17 protein-coding genes are annotated in these 18,002 nt (G+C 49.9%); 3 read left to right on the top strand and 14 right to left on the bottom strand.

Annotated features, from left to right (window positions below):
• Window positions 1–191: 191 nt before the first annotated feature.
• Window positions 192–1,121 (top strand): NAD-dependent epimerase/dehydratase family protein, encoded by a 930-nt coding sequence (locus JNC77_RS02455; protein WP_374829116.1) that lies wholly within the window; start codon window positions 192–194, stop codon window positions 1,119–1,121.
• A gap of 160 nt (window positions 1,122–1,281) precedes the next feature.
• Here JNC77_RS02455 and JNC77_RS02450 read toward each other — a convergent pair whose 3' ends face one another.
• The 14 genes from JNC77_RS02450 to rph all read right to left on the bottom strand — a co-directional run bounded on the left by JNC77_RS02450 (window position 1,282) and on the right by rph (window position 15,828).
• A complete protein-coding gene (locus JNC77_RS02450; RefSeq protein WP_374829115.1) occupies window positions 1,282–1,989 on the bottom strand; it encodes an autoinducer binding domain-containing protein in 708 nt (235 codons plus the stop codon).
• Window positions 1,990–2,249: 260 nt separating this feature from the next.
• Complete coding sequence (gene metH, locus JNC77_RS02445; protein ID WP_374829114.1) at window positions 2,250–6,035, bottom strand: methionine synthase; 3,786 nt, start codon at window positions 6,033–6,035, stop codon at window positions 2,250–2,252.
• 167 nt (window positions 6,036–6,202) lie between these two features.
• Complete coding sequence (locus tag JNC77_RS02440; RefSeq protein WP_184223333.1) at window positions 6,203–6,448, bottom strand: hypothetical protein; 246 nt, start codon at window positions 6,446–6,448, stop codon at window positions 6,203–6,205.
• 205 nt (window positions 6,449–6,653) lie between these two features.
• Window positions 6,654–6,944 carry a Dabb family protein gene (locus JNC77_RS02435; protein ID WP_374829113.1) on the bottom strand — a complete coding sequence of 97 codons (291 nt, stop codon included), beginning with the start codon at window positions 6,942–6,944 and terminating at the stop codon, window positions 6,654–6,656.
• An 81-nt stretch (window positions 6,945–7,025) separates the two neighbouring features.
• Window positions 7,026–7,538: a DUF934 domain-containing protein gene (locus JNC77_RS02430; RefSeq protein WP_374829112.1), complete on the bottom strand. Its 513-nt coding sequence runs from the start codon at window positions 7,536–7,538 to the stop codon at window positions 7,026–7,028.
• On the bottom strand, window positions 7,535–8,290 hold the full coding sequence (locus tag JNC77_RS02425; RefSeq protein ID WP_374829111.1) for a phosphoadenylyl-sulfate reductase: 756 nt from the start codon (window positions 8,288–8,290) through the stop codon (window positions 7,535–7,537). The genes JNC77_RS02430 and JNC77_RS02425 overlap by 4 nt, the downstream gene beginning before the upstream one ends.
• Window positions 8,280–9,950 (bottom strand): nitrite/sulfite reductase, encoded by a 1,671-nt coding sequence (locus JNC77_RS02420; RefSeq protein ID WP_374829110.1) that lies wholly within the window; start codon window positions 9,948–9,950, stop codon window positions 8,280–8,282. The genes JNC77_RS02425 and JNC77_RS02420 overlap by 11 nt, the downstream gene beginning before the upstream one ends.
• Before the next feature lie 17 nt (window positions 9,951–9,967).
• The gene (locus tag JNC77_RS02415) at window positions 9,968–10,270 is read right to left on the bottom strand and encodes a DUF2849 domain-containing protein (protein ID WP_374829109.1); all 303 of its coding nucleotides are present in this window, start codon (window positions 10,268–10,270) and stop codon (window positions 9,968–9,970) included.
• 23 nt (window positions 10,271–10,293) lie between these two features.
• On the bottom strand, window positions 10,294–11,736 hold the full coding sequence (gene cysG / locus JNC77_RS02410; protein ID WP_374829108.1) for a siroheme synthase CysG: 1,443 nt from the start codon (window positions 11,734–11,736) through the stop codon (window positions 10,294–10,296).
• A 136-nt stretch (window positions 11,737–11,872) separates the two neighbouring features.
• Window positions 11,873–12,244, bottom strand: a complete 372-nt coding sequence (locus JNC77_RS02405; RefSeq protein ID WP_374829107.1) for a YraN family protein — start codon at window positions 12,242–12,244, stop codon at window positions 11,873–11,875.
• The gene (gene rsmI / locus JNC77_RS02400; RefSeq protein WP_374829106.1) at window positions 12,241–13,143 is read right to left on the bottom strand and encodes a 16S rRNA (cytidine(1402)-2'-O)-methyltransferase; all 903 of its coding nucleotides are present in this window, start codon (window positions 13,141–13,143) and stop codon (window positions 12,241–12,243) included. Before rsmI ends, JNC77_RS02405 begins: the two co-directional genes overlap by 4 nt.
• Window positions 13,144–13,184: 41 nt before the next feature.
• On the bottom strand, window positions 13,185–14,288 hold the full coding sequence (gene hemW / locus JNC77_RS02395) for a radical SAM family heme chaperone HemW (protein WP_374830445.1): 1,104 nt from the start codon (window positions 14,286–14,288) through the stop codon (window positions 13,185–13,187).
• Window positions 14,289–14,427: 139 nt separating this feature from the next.
• On the bottom strand, window positions 14,428–15,072 hold the full coding sequence (rdgB, locus tag JNC77_RS02390) for an RdgB/HAM1 family non-canonical purine NTP pyrophosphatase (protein ID WP_374829105.1): 645 nt from the start codon (window positions 15,070–15,072) through the stop codon (window positions 14,428–14,430).
• Between the two features lie 39 nt (window positions 15,073–15,111).
• Window positions 15,112–15,828: a ribonuclease PH gene (rph, locus tag JNC77_RS02385; RefSeq protein WP_374829104.1), complete on the bottom strand. Its 717-nt coding sequence runs from the start codon at window positions 15,826–15,828 to the stop codon at window positions 15,112–15,114.
• Between the two features lie 201 nt (window positions 15,829–16,029).
• Between rph and hrcA the strand changes: the two genes are divergently transcribed.
• The gene (hrcA, locus tag JNC77_RS02380) at window positions 16,030–17,100 is read left to right on the top strand and encodes a heat-inducible transcriptional repressor HrcA (RefSeq protein ID WP_374829103.1); all 1,071 of its coding nucleotides are present in this window, start codon (window positions 16,030–16,032) and stop codon (window positions 17,098–17,100) included.
• A gap of 131 nt (window positions 17,101–17,231) precedes the next feature.
• Window positions 17,232–17,897, top strand: coding sequence for a nucleotide exchange factor GrpE (grpE, locus tag JNC77_RS02375; RefSeq protein WP_374829102.1), 666 nt, complete (start codon window positions 17,232–17,234; stop codon window positions 17,895–17,897).
• Window positions 17,898–18,002 lie beyond the last annotated feature (105 nt).

Below are 18,002 nucleotides of genomic sequence, written 5' to 3'. Positions count from 1 at the left end.
TTTATTATCGGGCGGAGAAGCGCGGATTTAAAAGGATGGTTTAACGAAGATTCAAAAGTGCAGATAAATTCTTACTCGCATTCCCGTGCTAGCCAGTAATATAATACCCGAAGCACTTCGAGCGGGATTATAACACATTGATAATTCTACTAATTTAGTAGTATTTAAGAGTTCTCTTCAGGATTTAAGTCTTGCGTGATCAAAAACAAAAATCGCCGCTCGTTCTTGTCACCGGTGCAACGGGTTTTATCGGCCGTGCACTGGTGCCTTTTTTGCAAAACGAAGGCTATCAGGTCAGGTCAGCATCACGCACCCCACAGCCGGATATGGCACTGCTGCCCGAACCTGATGCAGGTATCCAAGCCTTTGAACAATTGGTTGAAGGGTGCGACCATGTCATTCATCTGGCTGCCATTGCGCATGTGATGCATGAATTGCCAGCTGAAACCTATGACAAAGCCAATCGCTTACTCTCTGAAAAACTTGCACAAGCGGCAAAGACCAAAATAACCGGCAAATTTGTCTTTATCTCGTCTGTCGGCGTTCAGACCGGATCGGTACGCGAAGGCATTTTAACGGAAACTGATCCAACCCTGCCGGAGCGTGCCTATGGCCGCGCCAAGTTACTGGCCGAGGAAGCCATCCATGCCGTTTACGGGCAGAATAAACGCTTTACAATTTTACGCCCCGTTTTGGTTTATGGCAAAGGTGCCGGCGGCAATCTTGCACGATTAATAAAACTTGCTCGTCTCCCCATTCCCCTACCCTTTGCCAATCAAACGCAAAAGCGCAGCCTGCTTGACAGAGATGCACTTTACGATGCGATTATCCATGTTTTAAAAACTCCGGTGACAGATGGAGAAACCTATCTGGTTGCCGATCAGTCAGCGGTGACCATTGCCGATATTCTAGCAGCTCTTCGTCAAGGCATGGGACGCAAGCCTAAGCTCGTTCCGTTCCCGCATAAAATACTGGAATTAGCGGCATGTTTGGCTGGCCAGCAAAAAGCGTTTCAAGCTTTGACAGGGCCCTTGATGGTGAGTTCGCAAAAGCTTGCACAAACAGGTTGGCATGCACCAACAGATACAAAAACCCGCTTGCAAAAAATGACAAGTGGCTGAGCAGAGTTTGCAGATTGTAAAAGGTGATTTTAAAAATTGCGGTCTTCGATGACACTTTGGTCAGAGACTTGAGGGACGAAAATCTGTCCTGCGCATAATCATGTGAGATAGAGAAATTCAAAAATACCTACAGACCAAACCGCTATAGGCAATCATGCAATTAGAGTAGTCCGAGAGTGCGGGCTTTCATCACCGCCTGCACTTTATTGACCGCCATTAGTTTAGCCAAAACATTGCTGATATGGAAATTAACCGTGCGGGTGGAAATACTGAGGATCGCGCCAATAATTTCAGCGGTCTTGCCCTCGCTCGTCCAGAGCAAAATTTCCCGTTCGCGCGCGGTTAGCGTCACATCCTGCATACCGGTGTTTTTTTCCACCTCCAATAGCTGATACATCGACAAATGAATAAGACTGCCGATCACCTGCATTTTGGTGGAAAGCACCTGCAATTCTTCATCACTGATGGCTTTTTCACGCCGGATGAAGCTCAGCATGCCAAACACACCATGCGCTGACCAGCACGGCACTGAAATGCCGATATTGAGCCCTGATTGTCGCGCTTTTTGCCAAAGCGGCGCGGCATCTGCAAAAACCGCCTCCGACCAGATGATAGGTTGATTGCTTTTCATACCCTTACGGATGACCGGATCATTTTCATGAGCATTAGTGGCGCGATATTCCTCCCCCCATGATGGCGGACAATTATCAAAAAGAAAAAACTTCGATTTCGAGTTCAATGCAGGAATACTGATACTATAGGTGCAATAATCAAAACCGCATTGAACAGCAAAATCCGCAATCACCTTCAAAAGGCATGCAGCATCATCCACCGACTTTACGTCGTTGTAAATTCTTTCCCATAACATATTTTAAACCCCGTGTTATTTTCAACTTCCGAATTTATACCGGAATATCAATATTTATATTCAATCAAGCTTAATTAATTTAAATAAATATAGGTAATGCTATACAGTTTGACAGTAACACAAGTTAAATAAACAGGCTATCATTCGTAGTTGTATAGTTTTTATCTTATTTCAAAAAACAAAGATAATTATGGTCAAAAACAAACAAGACCTGAGAATAATGACAATTCTCAGGCCTTGTTTTTAATAAAAATGGCAAATTAAGCAGCTGATTCCTTAGATTGTCCGGCCTGCTTCGGCATATAATTGAGGATAGGTCCAAGCCAGCGCTCGACCTCCTCAATGCTCATGCCTTTACGTTTTGCATAATCTTCCACCTGATCACGCTCCACTTTGGCTACACCAAAATAATAACTATCCGGATGGCCGATATAGAGACCGGACACAGAAGAACCCGGCCACATGGCATAGCTTTCGGTCAGTTCCACACCGGTCGTGTTGGTGGCTTCCAGCAGACGGAACAAGGTCGTTTTTTCGGTGTGATCAGGCTGTGCCGGATAACCGGGTGCCGGACGAATGCCCTGATAGGCTTCCGACACCAATTCTTCATTGCTTAAGCTTTCTTCCGGTGAATAACCCCAATATTCTTTGCGCACACGCTCATGCATCATTTCGGCAAAAGCTTCTGCAAAACGGTCGGCCAGAGCTTTGACCAAAATTGCCGAATAATCATCATTGGAGCGCTCGAAACGCTCGGAAATCGCCACTTCTTCAATACCGGCAGTGACGACGAAACCACCGATATAATCGGCTTTGCCGCTGTCTTTCGGTGCGACAAAATCTGATAGCGCGACATTCGGGCGATCACCACGTTTCGACAATTGCTGACGAAGTGTGAAGAACGTATCGGAATGTTCCTTGCGGCTTTCATCCGTATAAAGCTCGATATCATCGCCAACCGCATTGGCTGGCCAGAAACCGATCACTGCACGTGGCACAAACCATTTTTCATCAATGATTTTTTTCAGCATGCTTTGCGCGTCATCATAGAGCTGACGTGCGGCTTCGCCTTGTTTTTCATCTTCCAAAATCGCCGGAAAACGTCCCTTTAGTTCCCATGTCTGGAAAAAAGGTGTCCAGTCAATATAGCTCGACAAGGTTTCCAGATCGATATCATCAATCACCTTGGTGCCAAGGAAACTTGGACGCGGCGGCTGATAGTTGCTCCAATCAATTTTAAACGGATTGGCGCGCGCACTTGCCAATGGCAGGCGCTGCTTTTCGGCTTCATTGCGCGCATGGGCTGCGGCTACTTTGGCATATTCATCTCTGATCGATTGAACATAACCAGCCTTGGCATCCGGCGACAAAAGTTGCGAAACCACACCAACCGCACGGCTGGCATCCACCACATAAACGGTTTGTCCACGCTCATATTTCGGGTGGATTTTCACCGCTGTATGCACGCGACTGGTGGTGGCACCACCAATCAGCAATGGCAGATCAAGCCCTTCACGCTCCATTTCGGATGCCACATGCACCATCTCATCCAGCGACGGCGTAATCAGGCCGGAAAGGCCGATAATGTCGACATTTTCCTCACGCGCGACCTGCAGGATTTTAGCGGCCGGAACCATCACGCCAAGGTCAATGATTTCATAATTGTTACAGGCCAACACCACGCCGACGATATTTTTACCAATATCGTGCACATCACCCTTAACGGTTGCCATCAACACCTTACCGGCAGTTTGGCGCTCGCCGTCACCACCATTCAAGCGTTTTTCTTCTTCCATAAAGGGTAAAAGAACAGCCACAGCCTGTTTCATCACACGGGCAGATTTAACCACCTGCGGCAGGAACATTTTACCCGAACCGAAAAGATCGCCTACCACATTCATGCCGGCCATCAACGGGCCTTCAATCACATGCAGCGGACGCTCAGCCTGTTGGCGGGCTTCTTCAGTGTCGGCCTCAATGAATTCAGTGATACCATTGACCAGCGCATGGGAAATACGCTCCGCAACGCTTAATTCGCGCCAGCTCAAATCCTTAGCTTTGGCTTCTTTGCCAGCCGTGCCGCGATAACGCTCGGCCAATTCAAGCAAACGTTCGGTCGCATCAGAGCGACGGTTCAACACCACATCTTCGCAAGCCTCACGCAATTCCGGATCAATGGATTCGTAAACTGCCAGCTGACCCGCATTCACAATCCCCATATCCATACCAACCTGAATGGCATGATAGAGGAAAACCGCATGCATGGCTTCACGCACAGGCTCATTACCGCGGAAGGAGAAAGACAGGTTGGAAATACCACCCGACACATGCACATGCGGCAGGGTATCAATAATGATCTTGGTCGCATCAATAAAATCATTACCGTAATTATTATGTTCTTCAATACCGGTCGCCACCGCAAAGACATTCGGATCAAAGACAATATCTTCCGGTGGCAGGCCAACTGTTTCGGTCAAAATTTTATAAGCACGGGTACAAATCTCGACCTTACGCTCAAGCGTATCCGCCTGACCGGTTTCGTCAAAAGCCATCACCACCACAGCCGCACCATAAGCGCGAACCAGCTTGGCATGATGGATGAAAGCTTCCTCACCTTCTTTCAACGAAATGGAGTTAACCAGCGGCTTGCCCTGCACACATTTAAGACCGGCTTCAATGACTTCCCATTTGGAACTGTCGATCATCACCGGCACGCGGGCAATATCAGGTTCTGATGCCACTAAATTCAGATATTCAACCATGACCTTCTGGCTGTCGATCAGCCCTTCGTCCATGTTGATGTCAATAATCTGCGCACCATTATTCACCTGATCGCGCGCGACATCCAAAGCGGTGGCAAAATCACCTTCTTTGATGAGTTTGCGGAAACGGGCAGAACCGGTGATATTGGTACGTTCGCCGACATTGACGAAAGGAATATCTTTGGTGAGTGTAAATGGCTCAAGGCCGGACAAACGCATCAGTGGCTCAAGCTTGACCGGTTTACGTGGGCTGTATTTTTTAGCCACTTCTGCAAGCGCCGCAATATGTTCCGGCGTCGAACCACAGCAGCCGCCCATAATATTGACGAGACCATCGCGGGCAAAATTTTCCATTTGCGCCGCCATCACTTCCGGCGTTTCGTCATAGCGGCCAAATTCATTTGGCAGACCGGCATTTGGATAAGCACAAACAAACGTGTCAGCAACGCTTGAAATTTCGGCCAGATGCGCGCGCATGGCATTAGCACCAAGCGCACAGTTAAGCCCGATGGAAAACGGCTTGGCATGACGTAAAGAATACCAGAAGGCAGTTGGGGTCTGGCCGGAAAGTGTACGGCCAGATAAGTCGGTGATCGTGCCGGAAATCATCAAAGGCAGACGGATCTGCTTTTCTTCAAACACCTGTTCACAGGCAAAAATTGCAGCCTTGGCATTCAGCGTATCAAAGATGGTTTCAATCAGAATAATATCTGCACCACCATCAATCAGGCCGTGGATTTGCTCGGCATAGGCAATGCGCAGATCATCAAAGGTCACGGCGCGATAGCCCGGATTGTTCACATCCGGCGAAAGCGAGGCGGTGCGGTTTGTCGGGCCCAAGGCACCAGCGACAAAACGGCGGCGGCCATCTTGGCTCTCTGCTCGTAAAGCGGCGCGACGCGCCAGACGTGCGCCATCGCGGTTCAGCTCATAAACCACATGCTCCATGCCATAATCGGCCTGTGCGATGGAGGTGGAGGAGAATGTATTAGTTTCCAGAATATCGGCACCAGCCATGGCATAAGCATAATGAATATCTTCAATCGCCTTTGGCTGGGTTAGCGTCAACAGATCGTTATTGCCCTGCAAATGGCATTCACAGCCCACGAACCGTGACCCACGGAAATGTTCTTCGTGAAAGCCCAAGCCCTGAATCTGGGTTCCCATCGCACCGTCAAGGATCATGATACGTTCACTGGCAGCTTTTTTTAAGCCTGTGAAAATTTCAGAACCATCGGTACGCGGTGCAACAGCACCAAAAAGATCGTCAAGAGAAGACGTCATAAGAATCACCAGACCTTATCAAGGGTATCATTTTTTGATTTAATGACATAAACATATCTTTATGTCAAATTCATCACTGTTGTTTTTATACGGCGGCCTTAAACGCAATAACCCCGGCTGAACCAGGGTTATTGCTGATAAACCAAATGAAAACCGTCCCTATAGGCTCAAGTGACATAAGCGGTGATCGAAGCTCCAACTAATGCGATGGCCGCTGCAATCATCACGCCATAAAGGCGCGGTTTATCAAAAATAACTGCAAAAGCTGAGAACCAAGCCACAACGGCAGCACCTAACGCGAACAAAAAGCCCGGCTTGTCATGCGCGACGATATTAACAGCCATCAAACCACCAATGATCAGAGCGCCGAATACGATCATCAGACCTGTGGCATATTTTTCATAATCGTCCATTTGAATTTCCTGATTGATTGACCTGACAAGAGGCCGGAAGATTTATTGTTCATACGCCGAATGCGAAAAGTTTAATCAACCCAGCGCTTACACAATCACTATTCTTGTCATTCTTCAACATTTCTGTTGGCAGTCAGCACAGAAACAGTGTGGTTTTCGCGATAAAATCAGCAAATCCACAGTAAATTAAGCACCAGCATTGTGTTTAAAGCTTGGTTTCCACATCCGCAGAAAAGCGCATTTCGCGCATCGGGCGAACATATTCTGTTGTCGAAGTGTAGATCGGATCAGATTTAAATGCAAACAAAGCGGCTTCGTCTTTAAACTCGCCGTAGACAACCAGATCAATCCGGTCGCACATCGGGTCAACTTTGCTATTGGGTAAAATCTCGAATAAATCCGAATGCGGAATGGCTTTCAAACGTTCCAGCCCTTCACGCACGACATCAATGTCCTGTCCCTCTTTGACGCTAAAAAACACGATATGACGGATCATTTTCACCACTTCCCTTAAATGATATAAAGGCTTCTTAGCCCATATAAGCAAAAACGAAAATGCTTTAATGTCCGAATATGTTTATTCCCTGAAACGGCGCCAGCTAAATTCACCTTTTATAGGTACAGAACCCGAGCCCGGTTGATAATAATGCGGCGTATCGACCAGTGCGCCTTCCTGCAAACGTTTAACTGTTACAAGATGGTGCACTTCCAGCGTGTCAAAACCTGCACGCAGCATCAATGCGGCCTGATCGATCAGCACATCACCTACAGCACGCAGTTCGCCTTTAAAACCTTGTGCCCGCAAAAGCTCTGCTTTGGAATAAGAGCGACCGTCATTAAAAGCCGGAAAATCCAGTGCAATCAGCGACAACCGATGGAGAGATTGAAACAGAAGAGTAACATCTTCACCTGAGCCGACACGCACACCCAGTTTACGGTTGGTTTGAGCAAGCAATATTTCGCTCTTTTCCACCCAGACATGAAACGGCAATAGCACAGCTTCGGCATCTGTTACGTCTGATAAATCATCTAAGGCTTGATAAGCATCCGGCTTGAAACCATCTGCCGTCCACAAATAAGCCGCGCTCATTTTGACACTCCTTTTTGCTCCAGCTGCTCGCTCAAATCGCTCAAATGAATGCCGCATTCAACCTTATCCGAGCCAGCCCAACGCCCTGCGCGCTGATCTTCGCCCTCCTCAACAGGGCGCGTGCAAGGCATACAGCCGATGGAACGATAATTTTGCAGAGTCAGCGGATGCACGGTCAAATCATGATGCCGCATATAGGCTAACAAATCATCGCTGTTCCAATGTGCCAGAGGGTTGATACGAATACGCACCCCCACCGCTTCAAAAACCGGTAGTTGCTGACGGGTTGCTGCCTGAAACTGTTTGCGCCCTGTCATCCATGCTTGATAAGGCGCAACAGCGCGCGTCATCGGTTCAACTTTGCGCAAAAAACAGCAGCGATCTTTGTCGGTCATCGATAAAGCGCCATAGGGATCATCACGCTTCAAATTTTCTTGAAGCGGCGTGATATCCTGCACATTCTGCAAGCCCAGATTTGTCGTCAATTGTTTACGGTATTCCAGCGTCGCGGTAAAATGTTTGCCGGTATCCAGAAACAGAACCGGAATGCTCTGATCAACTGACGCCACCATATGCAAAAGCACGGCCGATTCCGCCCCGAAAGACGAAACCAGCGCCAAGCCATTATTTGCAAAAGTCTGATAACTCTGCTCGATAATTGCCTGCGGCTCACGCGCACCATGACTTAGCTCCAGCAGCCTCGCTTGTGCTGCCACCCGCGTCTCATGGTTCAGGTACAGTTCAACCGGCATAAGCAGGCTCGCCATAAAGTGCTTGTTTGAAAGGTTCTGCCCCCAAACGGCGATAAGTGGTCAGGAAGTTTTCACTCCGGTCTAGCCGCACGTCGAGATAAGCATCCACCAGCTTTTCAATCGCATCGACAATATCTTCAGAGGAAAAACCACGCCCGACAATATCGCCGATACTGGTATGAGCATCAGCCGAACCGCCCAAAGTGATTTGGTAAAGTTCCTCGCCTTTTTTCTCAACGCCCAAAATGCCGATATGGCCGACATGATGATGGCCGCAAGCATTGATGCAGCCCGAAATTTTAATTTTAAGAGCGCCGATATCAAGCTGGCGCTGATGGTCGCCAAAACGTTTGCTGATACGCTGAGCCACCGGAATAGCGCGGGCATTGGCGAGCGAGCAATAATCAAGACCGGGGCAAGCGATGATATCGGTAATCAGCCCTGCATTGGCTGTCACCAATTGCTGATCTTTAAAAGCATCATAAACTGCCTTCAAATCTGCCAAAGCCACATGCGGCAGTACCAGATTTTGCTCATGGCTGACACGAATTTCATCAACCGAATATTTCTCGGCAATATCGGCAATCAGTTCCATTTGTTCGGCACTGGCATCCCCTGGAATACCGCCAATGGGTTTTAGCGAAATTGTCACGACGCCATAATCGGGATGTTTATGGGGCGTTACATTTTGCGCTACCCACGCACTGAAATTTTCATCCAGCTTTTGTGCTTGCGCCAATAACGCCCAGCCTTCTGCCCGTTCCGGCAAATCCGGCATTTGGAAATAATGCTGAATGGCATCAATATCACCTTGCGGCAGCTTCAAATTCGTGTGGCGAATGTCTTGCCATTGCGCTTCAATTTCGCGCGTCAATTCTTCAATGCCGGTTTCGTGCACCAGAATTTTAATACGCGCTTTATATTTATTATCGCGCCGCCCATGCAGATTATAAACCCGCACAATTGCCGTGATATAAGTCAGCATATCTTCAACGGGCAAAAATTCGCGGATTTTACGCGCCACCATCGGCGTGCGTCCTTGTCCGCCACCAATATAGACACTCAAGCCCAATGCGCCTTTTTCGTCTCTCTTCAGTTGCAAGCCGATATCATGCACCTGAATGGCAGCACGATCATTGTCAGCACCAACAATCGCAATTTTAAATTTGCGCGGCAGATAGGAAAATTCCGGATGAAGCGACGACCATTGCCGCAAAATTTCGGCAAATGGTCGAGGATCTGCTACCTCATCGGCAGCTGCACCGGCAAAATGGTCGGCCGTCACATTGCGGATGCAGTTACCCGAGGTTTGGATCGCATGCATCTCCACTTCTGCCAATTCATCCAATATGGCAGGCACATCTTTCAAGGCTGGCCAGTTGAACTGGATATTTTGTCTGGTGGTGAAATGGCCGTAGCCACGATCATAGCGCCGCGCAATCGAACCAAGCTTGCGCATTTGGCGTGATGACAAAGTGCCATAAGGAATAGCCACCCGCAGCATATAGGCATGCAATTGCAGATAGAGACCATTCATCAACCGCAATGGTTTAAACTGGTCTTCGCTCATTTCACCTGAGAGGCGACGCTCCACCTGATCTTTAAACTGGGCAACACGCGCTTTAACAAAATCGCGGTCAAACTCGTCATAACGATACATAGTCTGGCCTTTTAAATTTAATAGGAAGCGGCAACTTTAGCCGTGCCAAAATGGATAATGGTCGGGCCGCTCAATCTGATGCGTTCACGCAGACGTAAAGGGCTTAAGCCTTCGTCATTGTCTTCAACATCGATCAGGTTGACATCCACCACTTCATCAAAAAGCGAGGCGGCGCGACCTGCCGCTTCCAATGCTTCCACGGCCTGCGCATGGCGGGCGACTAATGCGCCTTTGAGAGAATTTTGCCATTTGCCGTCTGCGCCAAGCCATACAACCACACCATCCAGCAAACGATTGGCAGTCAGAACTTTTACAACCATGTTTTTCGCTCCTGTTGAATGTTTCAAGCCGCAGCAAATTGCTGACGCAGGCTTAGAGGTTCTGTATTTTGCAAGGATGCACCGGCTACCGCCTCGCCGATAATCACCATCACCGGCCCGCTCAAATCATCACGTAAACTCAAGCCGGATAAATCCTTCAATGTGCCATGAAACAAGCGTTTGTCCTGACGGCTGGCATTTTCGATGGCCGCAACACTCGTATCAGCAGGCAAACCAGCACTCATCAAACGAGAAGCCACATCACCGGCAACACTGCGCCCCATATAAATGGCGATAGTAGCGCCTGAAACGGCAAGTCGCGCCCAATCCGGCAAGGTCTCACCATGCATATCGTGACCGGTGGTGAAAATCAGTGATGAGGCAACGCCGCGCAATGTCAGCGGCAATTCCATATCGGCAGCAGCCGCAAAAGCAGAGGTGATGCCGGGCACAACTTCAAACGGAATGTTTGCGGCTCTCAGCGCTGCCATTTCTTCGCCCGCACGACCATAAATCAATGGATCGCCAGATTTCAACCGCACCACCTGTTTACCAAGACGCGCCTGTTCAATCAGTAACTGATTGATCTGATCCTGACTTTTAGAATGGCAGCCTTTGCGCTTGCCCACCAAAACCCGCTCGGCATCACGCCTGCCCATCGCAACAATAGCTTCCGGCACCAGCGCATCATAAATAATAATATCGGCATCCATCAGTGCACGTTGAGCGCGTAAAGTCAGCAAATCTTCGGCACCAGCGCCTGCCCCCACCAAGCGCACAAAGCCAGTTTGTTTTTGTGCCCCTGCTTCATGCAACAAAGCGCTGGCTGCACGATGCGCGGCCTTCTCATCGCCTTGTTCAATGGCTTTTGCGACCGTACCTTCAAAAAACCCGCGCCAAAACCCGCGTCTTGCCGCGCCTTTTTCAATGAGCCGTTCGGCTTGATCACGAAATCCAACCGCCAGTCTCGCCAATGCACCCAATTGCGGCGCTAACATCGCCTCAATCCGCGCACGGATTATTTGCGTCAAAACAGGCCCTGCCCCTTCCGATCCAATCGCAATGGTCACAGGTGCACGATTAACAATAGCGGGAGTGAGAAAATCGCAAAGATGCGGGCGATCAACGACATTGACCGGAATACGATGCGCTTTAACGCGCATTGCTAGTGCGCGATCTGTTGCTTCATCTTCGGTTGCAATAAAAACCAGTTTGGCATCCAGAAAATCCGTGTCTTTCAAATCGCGCGATAAATGCTCAAGGGCGGCATCACGTAAAAAATCAGCCAGAACAGGTTCAGGCTTATCAGCAACCACACGGATATGTGCCTTCGTCTGATGCAATAGTCTGATTTTATTCAGCGCTTCTTCACCATTGCCAATCACCAGCACCGGCTTGTCAGCCACGCGGAAAAAAACCGGAAAATCAGCCAGAAGAAAAACAGATCGAGACCCAGACCGAGACATTGCACCGCCCTTTCAAAAGATAGCAATAGTATCTCTTGAAGGCACTCACTTGATAAGAAATGCGCTTGCGCGACGGGCTGGCAAATAGCAATTGCTTTTCTGCGCTTGCACAAGCTTGAGGTTTTTAATTCCCGAATTATCGACTGATGAAAAAGGCTGGATAATGCCGTGGCACACGCCATGGGCGCACGATGATCAAATCAAACCGCAAGGAAAGCTGCGCATAATCAGGCTGTCGTGCCAGCCATAAATCGGCCGCGGCTTCTATGCGGCGCATGGATTGCATATCCACCGCATCCATCGCCGATGCAGTTTCTGCCCGCGCCTTCACCTCAACAATCAGCACCAGATTGCCGCGGCGTGCAATCAGGTCAATCTCGCCAAGTTTGGTGCGATAACGACGCTCGACAATGGCATAGCCTTTGAGCATCAGGATAAGACTTGCCAGAAATTCGGCACGGTGACCTAAGGAAAATGCTTTTCTGCGCTTTTCCTTGAGTTTATTCATTCGCCGCTCTTAAGCGCAATCAGCCGCTGATAAAGATCAGATTTTTTCGCCCCCGTCATACGGGCAGCTTCCGCAGCAGCTTTGGAGGCAGGCATTTCTTGCGCCAAAGACAACAGCAATTTGTCCATATCTTCGGCACTGGTCACCACAGCCTGTTCTTCGGGTGGCGCCACCAGTAAAACCACCTCGCCGCGAATACGGTCTTCACCGTCATAGGTTTCAGACAATTCACGCAAAGGAGCCGTGACAACCGTTTCATAGGCTTTGGTCAGCTCACGGCACAAAGCGCCTTCGCGGGTTTCACCAAACACATGCACCATATCGCTCAAAGCGGCTGCGGCACGGTTAGGTGATTCAAAGAAAATCAGCGTGGTATCAATGGCTTTCAGTGCCTCTAACCGCGCACGTCGCTGGCCTTGTTTCGGCGGTAAAAACCCGCAAAACATGAATGTGTCGGTCGGCAGGCCTGTGGCGGTCAAAGCTGCCAGAACAGCGGAAGCACCCGGCACTGGAACCACTTTAATACCTGCGCTACGCGCTTCACCCACCAAGCGAAAGCCTGGATCAGAGACCAGCGGTGTACCGGCATCAGAGACAAGTGCAACACTTTTGCCCTCTAAAAGAGCCGCAATCAGCTTTGGCCCAGCTTCACTAGCATTATGTTCATGATAAGGTATGGGGCGGCGGGTAACACCAAAACGATCAAGCAGCACGCGTGTAACACGGGTATCTTCGCAAGCCAGAATATCGGCACCGGCAATGGTTTCCACCCCACGCAGGGTCATGTCACCTAAATTGCCGATGGGGGTCGAGACAATATAAAGCGCAGGCTCCAATGGGCGTGCCCGTTGCGGAACACCACCAATGACATAATCGCGCGATTTAACTTCGTCTTGCACCAGAAAAAACCTTAAAAAATCCACCAATTATGTGGATAGCATTATAAAGACAGATCAGCCACCACTGCATCCAGCAATAATGATCCGGCAGGCGTGGCACGAATGAAATCATCATTCATGCGTTCAAGTGCTCCCTGCTCGATCAAGCGGTTCAAGCGATCTGCATTAATGGCATGTCCGCTCAAACGCTGATAGCGGCGCAAATCAATGCCTTCACGCAGACGCAAGCCCATCATCAGAAACTCGTCGCCTTGCTGATTACCGTTGAGATGTTCCTGCTCGACAATACCGTGGCCGGTCTTCTCAACGCGCTCCAGCCAAGTTTCCGGATGTTTTTCCGTGATCGTCACCGTACGCGTACCATTTTCAATGAAGCGACCATGCGCCCCCGGTCCCACACCGACATATTGGCCATAGCGCCAATAAACCAGATTATGCTGCGACTCACGCCCCGGCACTGCATGGTTGGAAACTTCATAAGCAGGCAAACCATGCTCCGCAGTCACCCGTTGCGTTTCTTCATAAAGGGCTGCGGCATGATCCGGCTCCGGTGTCACCAGTTTGCCAGCCTTCCAAAGATTATAAAACTGCGTGCCTTCTTCAATTGTCAGCTGATAAAGCGACAAATGATCGGCAGCGAGCGCAATCGCTTGCTTCAATTCTTCGCGCCACTCTTCAATGGTCTGGTCAGGGCGGGCATAGATCAGATCGAATGAGAGACGCGGGAAAATCTCGCGCGCCAGACCGATGGCCACTTTTGCTTCATCGACCGAGTGCAAACGACCAAGACGGCGCAGATCACGATCATTGAGTGCCTGCACACCGAGCGACACACGATTGACACCGGCCGCACGATAGCCGCGAAAACGATCGGCTTCCACACTGGTCGGATTGGCTTCCAAGCTCACTTCAATATTATCGGCAACCGACCAGCGCTTGGCGATACCATCCAATAGCGAGGCAACTGTTGCTGGCTGCATCAAAGACGGTGTGCCGCCGCCCAAAAAGATGCTGGTAACCCTGCGCGGCCCTGTGCGCTCACGCAGAGTTTCCATTTCACGATTAAAGGCAGCTGCAAAACGTTCCTGATCCACCGGCTGATGCCGCACATGACTGTTAAAGTCACAATATGGGCATTTGGCCATGCAAAACGGCCAATGCAGATAAATGCCGAAAGCATTTTCCCCATCAATGGTTGCAATCGGGTGCTGTGAAGCCAGCGCGGTGTTCAGTTCCAAATTCTTAAACGCCTATTCTTAATTATCTCAATCAATGCCCGGCAAGTCAAATATCTAACACATCTTTGGCAAAGAGCTGGAAGGCACGGGCGCGATGTGAAAGCGCATGTTTATCACCCGGTTTCCAGCCATGTTTTTCCTGTGCGGTCATTTCGCCAAAGGTCTTGTCATAACCATCCGGCAAAAAGACAGGATCAAAACCGAAGCCCAGTTCACCACGCGGCGGCCAAACCAGCTGACCTTCCACTTCGCCGCGATAATATTCAGCCGAGCCATCAGGCTTTGCCAGACAAATCACCGACACGAAACGACCTTTACGCTCATGCGGTTCGGTAGCGCCCTTGGCCTGTAAAGCATCTTCAACCTTGCCCATCGCCATGGCAAAATCACGGCTGCCATCCGGCAATTCTGCCCAATTGGCGGTGTAAACGCCCGGGTTTCCATCAAGTGCATCAACAACAAGGCCTGAATCATCAGATAAAGCCGGCAATCCTGTGACGCTGGCCGCAGCATAGGCTTTGATATAGGCGTTTTCTTCAAATGTGGTGCCGGTTTCATCAGGCTCCGGCAAGCCAAGCTGACCGGCAGACTGTGTTTCAAAACCGAACGGCCCCAACAGGTCATCAAATTCGCGCAGCTTTCCTGCATTATGCGAGGCGACAATCAGTTTGGTTTCTTCAAGTTTCTTCATAATTTCAGCACCACATTCAAATTTTTATGGATCAGAAGATCAGGCAACGGCCATTTTCTGTAAGCTAACCAGACGGTTTACACCGGTTTTGGCCAAAGCCATCAGCTTGGCAAACTCTTCTTCAGAGAATGGCACACCTTCGGCGGTGCCCTGAATTTCAACAATGCCGCCAGTGCCGGTCATAACAAAATTGGCATCGGTCTGAGCGGCTGAATCTTCCGGATAATCCAGATCGAGAACCGGAGTACCTTCGTAAATGCCGCAGGAAATAGCTGCAACATGGTCTTTCAGCACCTTGTCGAGCTTGACCATCTGACGGCTTTCCATCCAGCGCAGGCAATCATGCAGCGCAACCCAACCACCGGTAATGGCAGCGGTACGGGTGCCGCCATCAGCCTGAATGACATCGCAGTCAACAGTGATCTGAAACTCGCCCAAAGCCTGCATATCGACAACCGCACGCAATGAGCGGCCGATCAAACGCTGGATTTCTTGCGTACGGCCACCCTGCTTGCCGGCTGCTGCCTCGCGGCGCATACGGTCGCCGGTGGAGCGCGGCAGCATGCCATATTCGGCAGTGACCCAACCTTTACCGGTATTGCGCATCCAGCCCGGCACTTTTTCTTCCAAGCTTGCCGTGCACAGCACATGCGTATCGCCAAATTTGACGAGGCAAGAGCCTTCAGCATGTTTGGAAATAGCACGCTCGAAAGAAACAGCCCGCATTTCATCGGCTGCACGTTTGGATGGACGCATAAGATTTAACCCCGATTCATATAAGAAGGTTTTGCTTTTAAGCCGCAATCACACAAATAGAAAGGTATTTCGCTGTTGCTTTGATATGATAGCACTTTACACAACTGTTTTAACAGTTTCACTCAAAGTCTTTGACCTTGGCACTTGCCACCTTATATTTAAGGGGCAACATCATATGAAACACAAGGTTTAGGCGGGGCGATGATCCAGTCACCAGCACATGACGTTCTCAGTTCGCTTGACCAGCGTTCGCGCGATATTTTTCGCCGGATTGTTGAAAGCTATCTGAATGATGGTGATCCGGTGGGTTCCCGCAATCTGGCGCGCATTCTGCCGCAGGCCTTATCGCCCGCCACCATCCGCAATGTGATGAGCGATCTGGAACATCTGGGGCTGATTTATTCGCCCCATATTTCGGCAGGCCGTATGCCCACACAAATCGGCTTGCGTTTCTTTGTCGATGCGTTTTTGGAAATCGGCGACCTGCCCCCTGATGAACGCTCCAGCATTGAAGCGCAGGTGCGTGCTGCCGGACAAACCCATTCGGTAGAAAATATTCTGACAGAGGCCAGCCAAGTGCTTTCCGGCCTTTCAAGAGGTGCCGGATTGGTGCTTGCCACCAAGGCCGAAGGTGCGCTCAAACATATTGAATTTGTGCGCCTTGAACCAACACGCGCTTTGGCCGTGCTTGTCATGAAAAATGGTGATGTGGAAAATCGCGTGCTGGAACTGCCACCCGGTGTCAGCACGTCTCAACTCATTGAAGCCTCTAATTTTCTCAACGCGCATATTCATGGCCGCACACTTTCTGAAGCGCGCACGGAATTGGAAAAGCTTAAAAACGAAACCCGCGAAGCGCTCGACAGCCTGTCGCAAAGTCTTGTCGCGCAAGGTCTTGCCATCTGGGGCGGCAGCGGCTCAGATCAGCCAGCCCGTCTCATTGTGCGCGGGCGCTCCAACCTGCTCGAAAATATCAGCGCACAGGAAGACATCGAACGGCTGCGCCATCTCTTTGACGACCTTGAAACCAAAGACGGCATGATCCAATTGCTTGATCTGGCCGAAGCCGGATCAGGGGTACGGATTTTCATCGGTTCGGAAAATAAACTTTTTTCGCTCTCCGGTTCATCACTGGTTGTCGCGCCTTATCGTGACGCAGAACAGCGCGTGGTCGGCGCGCTTGGCGTCATTGGCCCGACACGGCTTAATTATGCCCGTATCGTGCCAATGGTGGATTATACCGCGCAAATTGTCTCAAGATTGCTGCGATAACCATAGCGATAACCATCTGGGCATTGCAATTATAACTGTCAGAATGCACAAGGTATGCACATTAAGCCTTGATTTTCCTGCGCTGACACTCGATATCCGCCACAAACACTTATTCAAGACGGAAGAACATCATGACTGAAGAAAAGAAAAACCCTGAAACAGCCGATCTTGACAAGCGCGACCTGAATAATCCCCGTGACCGGGATGCGCTGAAAAAAGCGGCTGATGATTTTTTGAAGTCCCGCAAGGCGGAAGCAATGGAAGAAGTTGCCGAAGAAGAGGAAAGCAATCCTTTCGCGCATCTGGTTGACGAAAATGCCGCGCTGAAAGATCAGTTGCTGCGTCTGGCAGCCGATATGGAAAATCTGCGCAAGCGCACTTTACGTGATGTGGCCGATGCCAAAACCTATGCGGTTACCAATTTTGCCCGCGATATGCTAAGCGTATCCGACAATCTTCGCCGTGCGCTTGATGCCATTCCGGCAGAATCGCTGGTTGAAGACAGCGGCCTGAAGGGCTTGGCCGACGGCGTTGACCTCACCGAACGCTCCATGTTGCAGGCGCTTGAACGCCATGGTGTCACCAAGCTTGATCCGGAAGGCCAGAAATTCGATCCGAATTTCCATCAGGCAATGTTTGAAGTGCCAAACCCGGATGTGCCAAACAACACCGTGGTGCAGGTGGTTCAGACCGGTTACGCCATTGGCGACCGTGTGCTGCGTCCGGCTCTCGTTGGCGTTTCCAAAGGTGGCGCAGCACGCGCACCGGAAGCAGACGACCAAACCAAAGACGCTTAAATCTTATAAAATTCCACATTTTAATCACAATATTACAAGTAAGGGCGCAAAAATCATTTGCGCCCTTACGCAGTCTCAATAACACTCCCTGATAAGAGGGGCGTT

Source organism: Paenochrobactrum pullorum (assembly GCF_041929845.1).
Taxonomy (GTDB): domain Bacteria; phylum Pseudomonadota; class Alphaproteobacteria; order Rhizobiales; family Rhizobiaceae; genus Paenochrobactrum; species Paenochrobactrum pullorum.
This window is presented reverse-complemented; position numbering and strand designations above follow the sequence as displayed.

Excerpts from the sequence above, each read along its gene's own strand:
- JNC77_RS02450 (WP_374829115.1), bottom strand. The coding sequence starts at position 1,989 with ATGTTATGGGAAAGAATTTACAACGACGTAAAGTCGGTGGATGATGCT.
- metH (WP_374829114.1), bottom strand. The coding sequence starts at position 6,035 with ATGACGTCTTCTCTTGACGATCTTTTTGGTGCTGTTGCACCGCGTACC.
- JNC77_RS02440 (WP_184223333.1), bottom strand. The coding sequence starts at position 6,448 with ATGGACGATTATGAAAAATATGCCACAGGTCTGATGATCGTATTCGGC.
- JNC77_RS02435 (WP_374829113.1), bottom strand. The coding sequence starts at position 6,944 with ATGATCCGTCATATCGTGTTTTTTAGCGTCAAAGAGGGACAGGACATT.
- JNC77_RS02430 (WP_374829112.1), bottom strand. The coding sequence starts at position 7,538 with ATGAGCGCGGCTTATTTGTGGACGGCAGATGGTTTCAAGCCGGATGCT.
- JNC77_RS02425 (WP_374829111.1), bottom strand. The coding sequence starts at position 8,290 with ATGCCGGTTGAACTGTACCTGAACCATGAGACGCGGGTGGCAGCACAA.
- JNC77_RS02420 (WP_374829110.1), bottom strand. The coding sequence starts at position 9,950 with ATGTATCGTTATGACGAGTTTGACCGCGATTTTGTTAAAGCGCGTGTT.
- JNC77_RS02415 (WP_374829109.1), bottom strand. The coding sequence starts at position 10,270 with ATGGTTGTAAAAGTTCTGACTGCCAATCGTTTGCTGGATGGTGTGGTT.
- cysG (WP_374829108.1), bottom strand. The coding sequence starts at position 11,736 with ATGTCTCGGTCTGGGTCTCGATCTGTTTTTCTTCTGGCTGATTTTCCG.
- JNC77_RS02405 (WP_374829107.1), bottom strand. The coding sequence starts at position 12,244 with ATGAATAAACTCAAGGAAAAGCGCAGAAAAGCATTTTCCTTAGGTCAC.
- hemW (WP_374830445.1), bottom strand. The coding sequence starts at position 14,288 with ATGGCCAAATGCCCATATTGTGACTTTAACAGTCATGTGCGGCATCAG.
- rdgB (WP_374829105.1), bottom strand. The coding sequence starts at position 15,072 with ATGAAGAAACTTGAAGAAACCAAACTGATTGTCGCCTCGCATAATGCA.
- rph (WP_374829104.1), bottom strand. The coding sequence starts at position 15,828 with ATGCGTCCATCCAAACGTGCAGCCGATGAAATGCGGGCTGTTTCTTTC.
- hrcA (WP_374829103.1), top strand. The coding sequence starts at position 16,030 with ATGATCCAGTCACCAGCACATGACGTTCTCAGTTCGCTTGACCAGCGT.
- grpE (WP_374829102.1), top strand. The coding sequence starts at position 17,232 with ATGACTGAAGAAAAGAAAAACCCTGAAACAGCCGATCTTGACAAGCGC.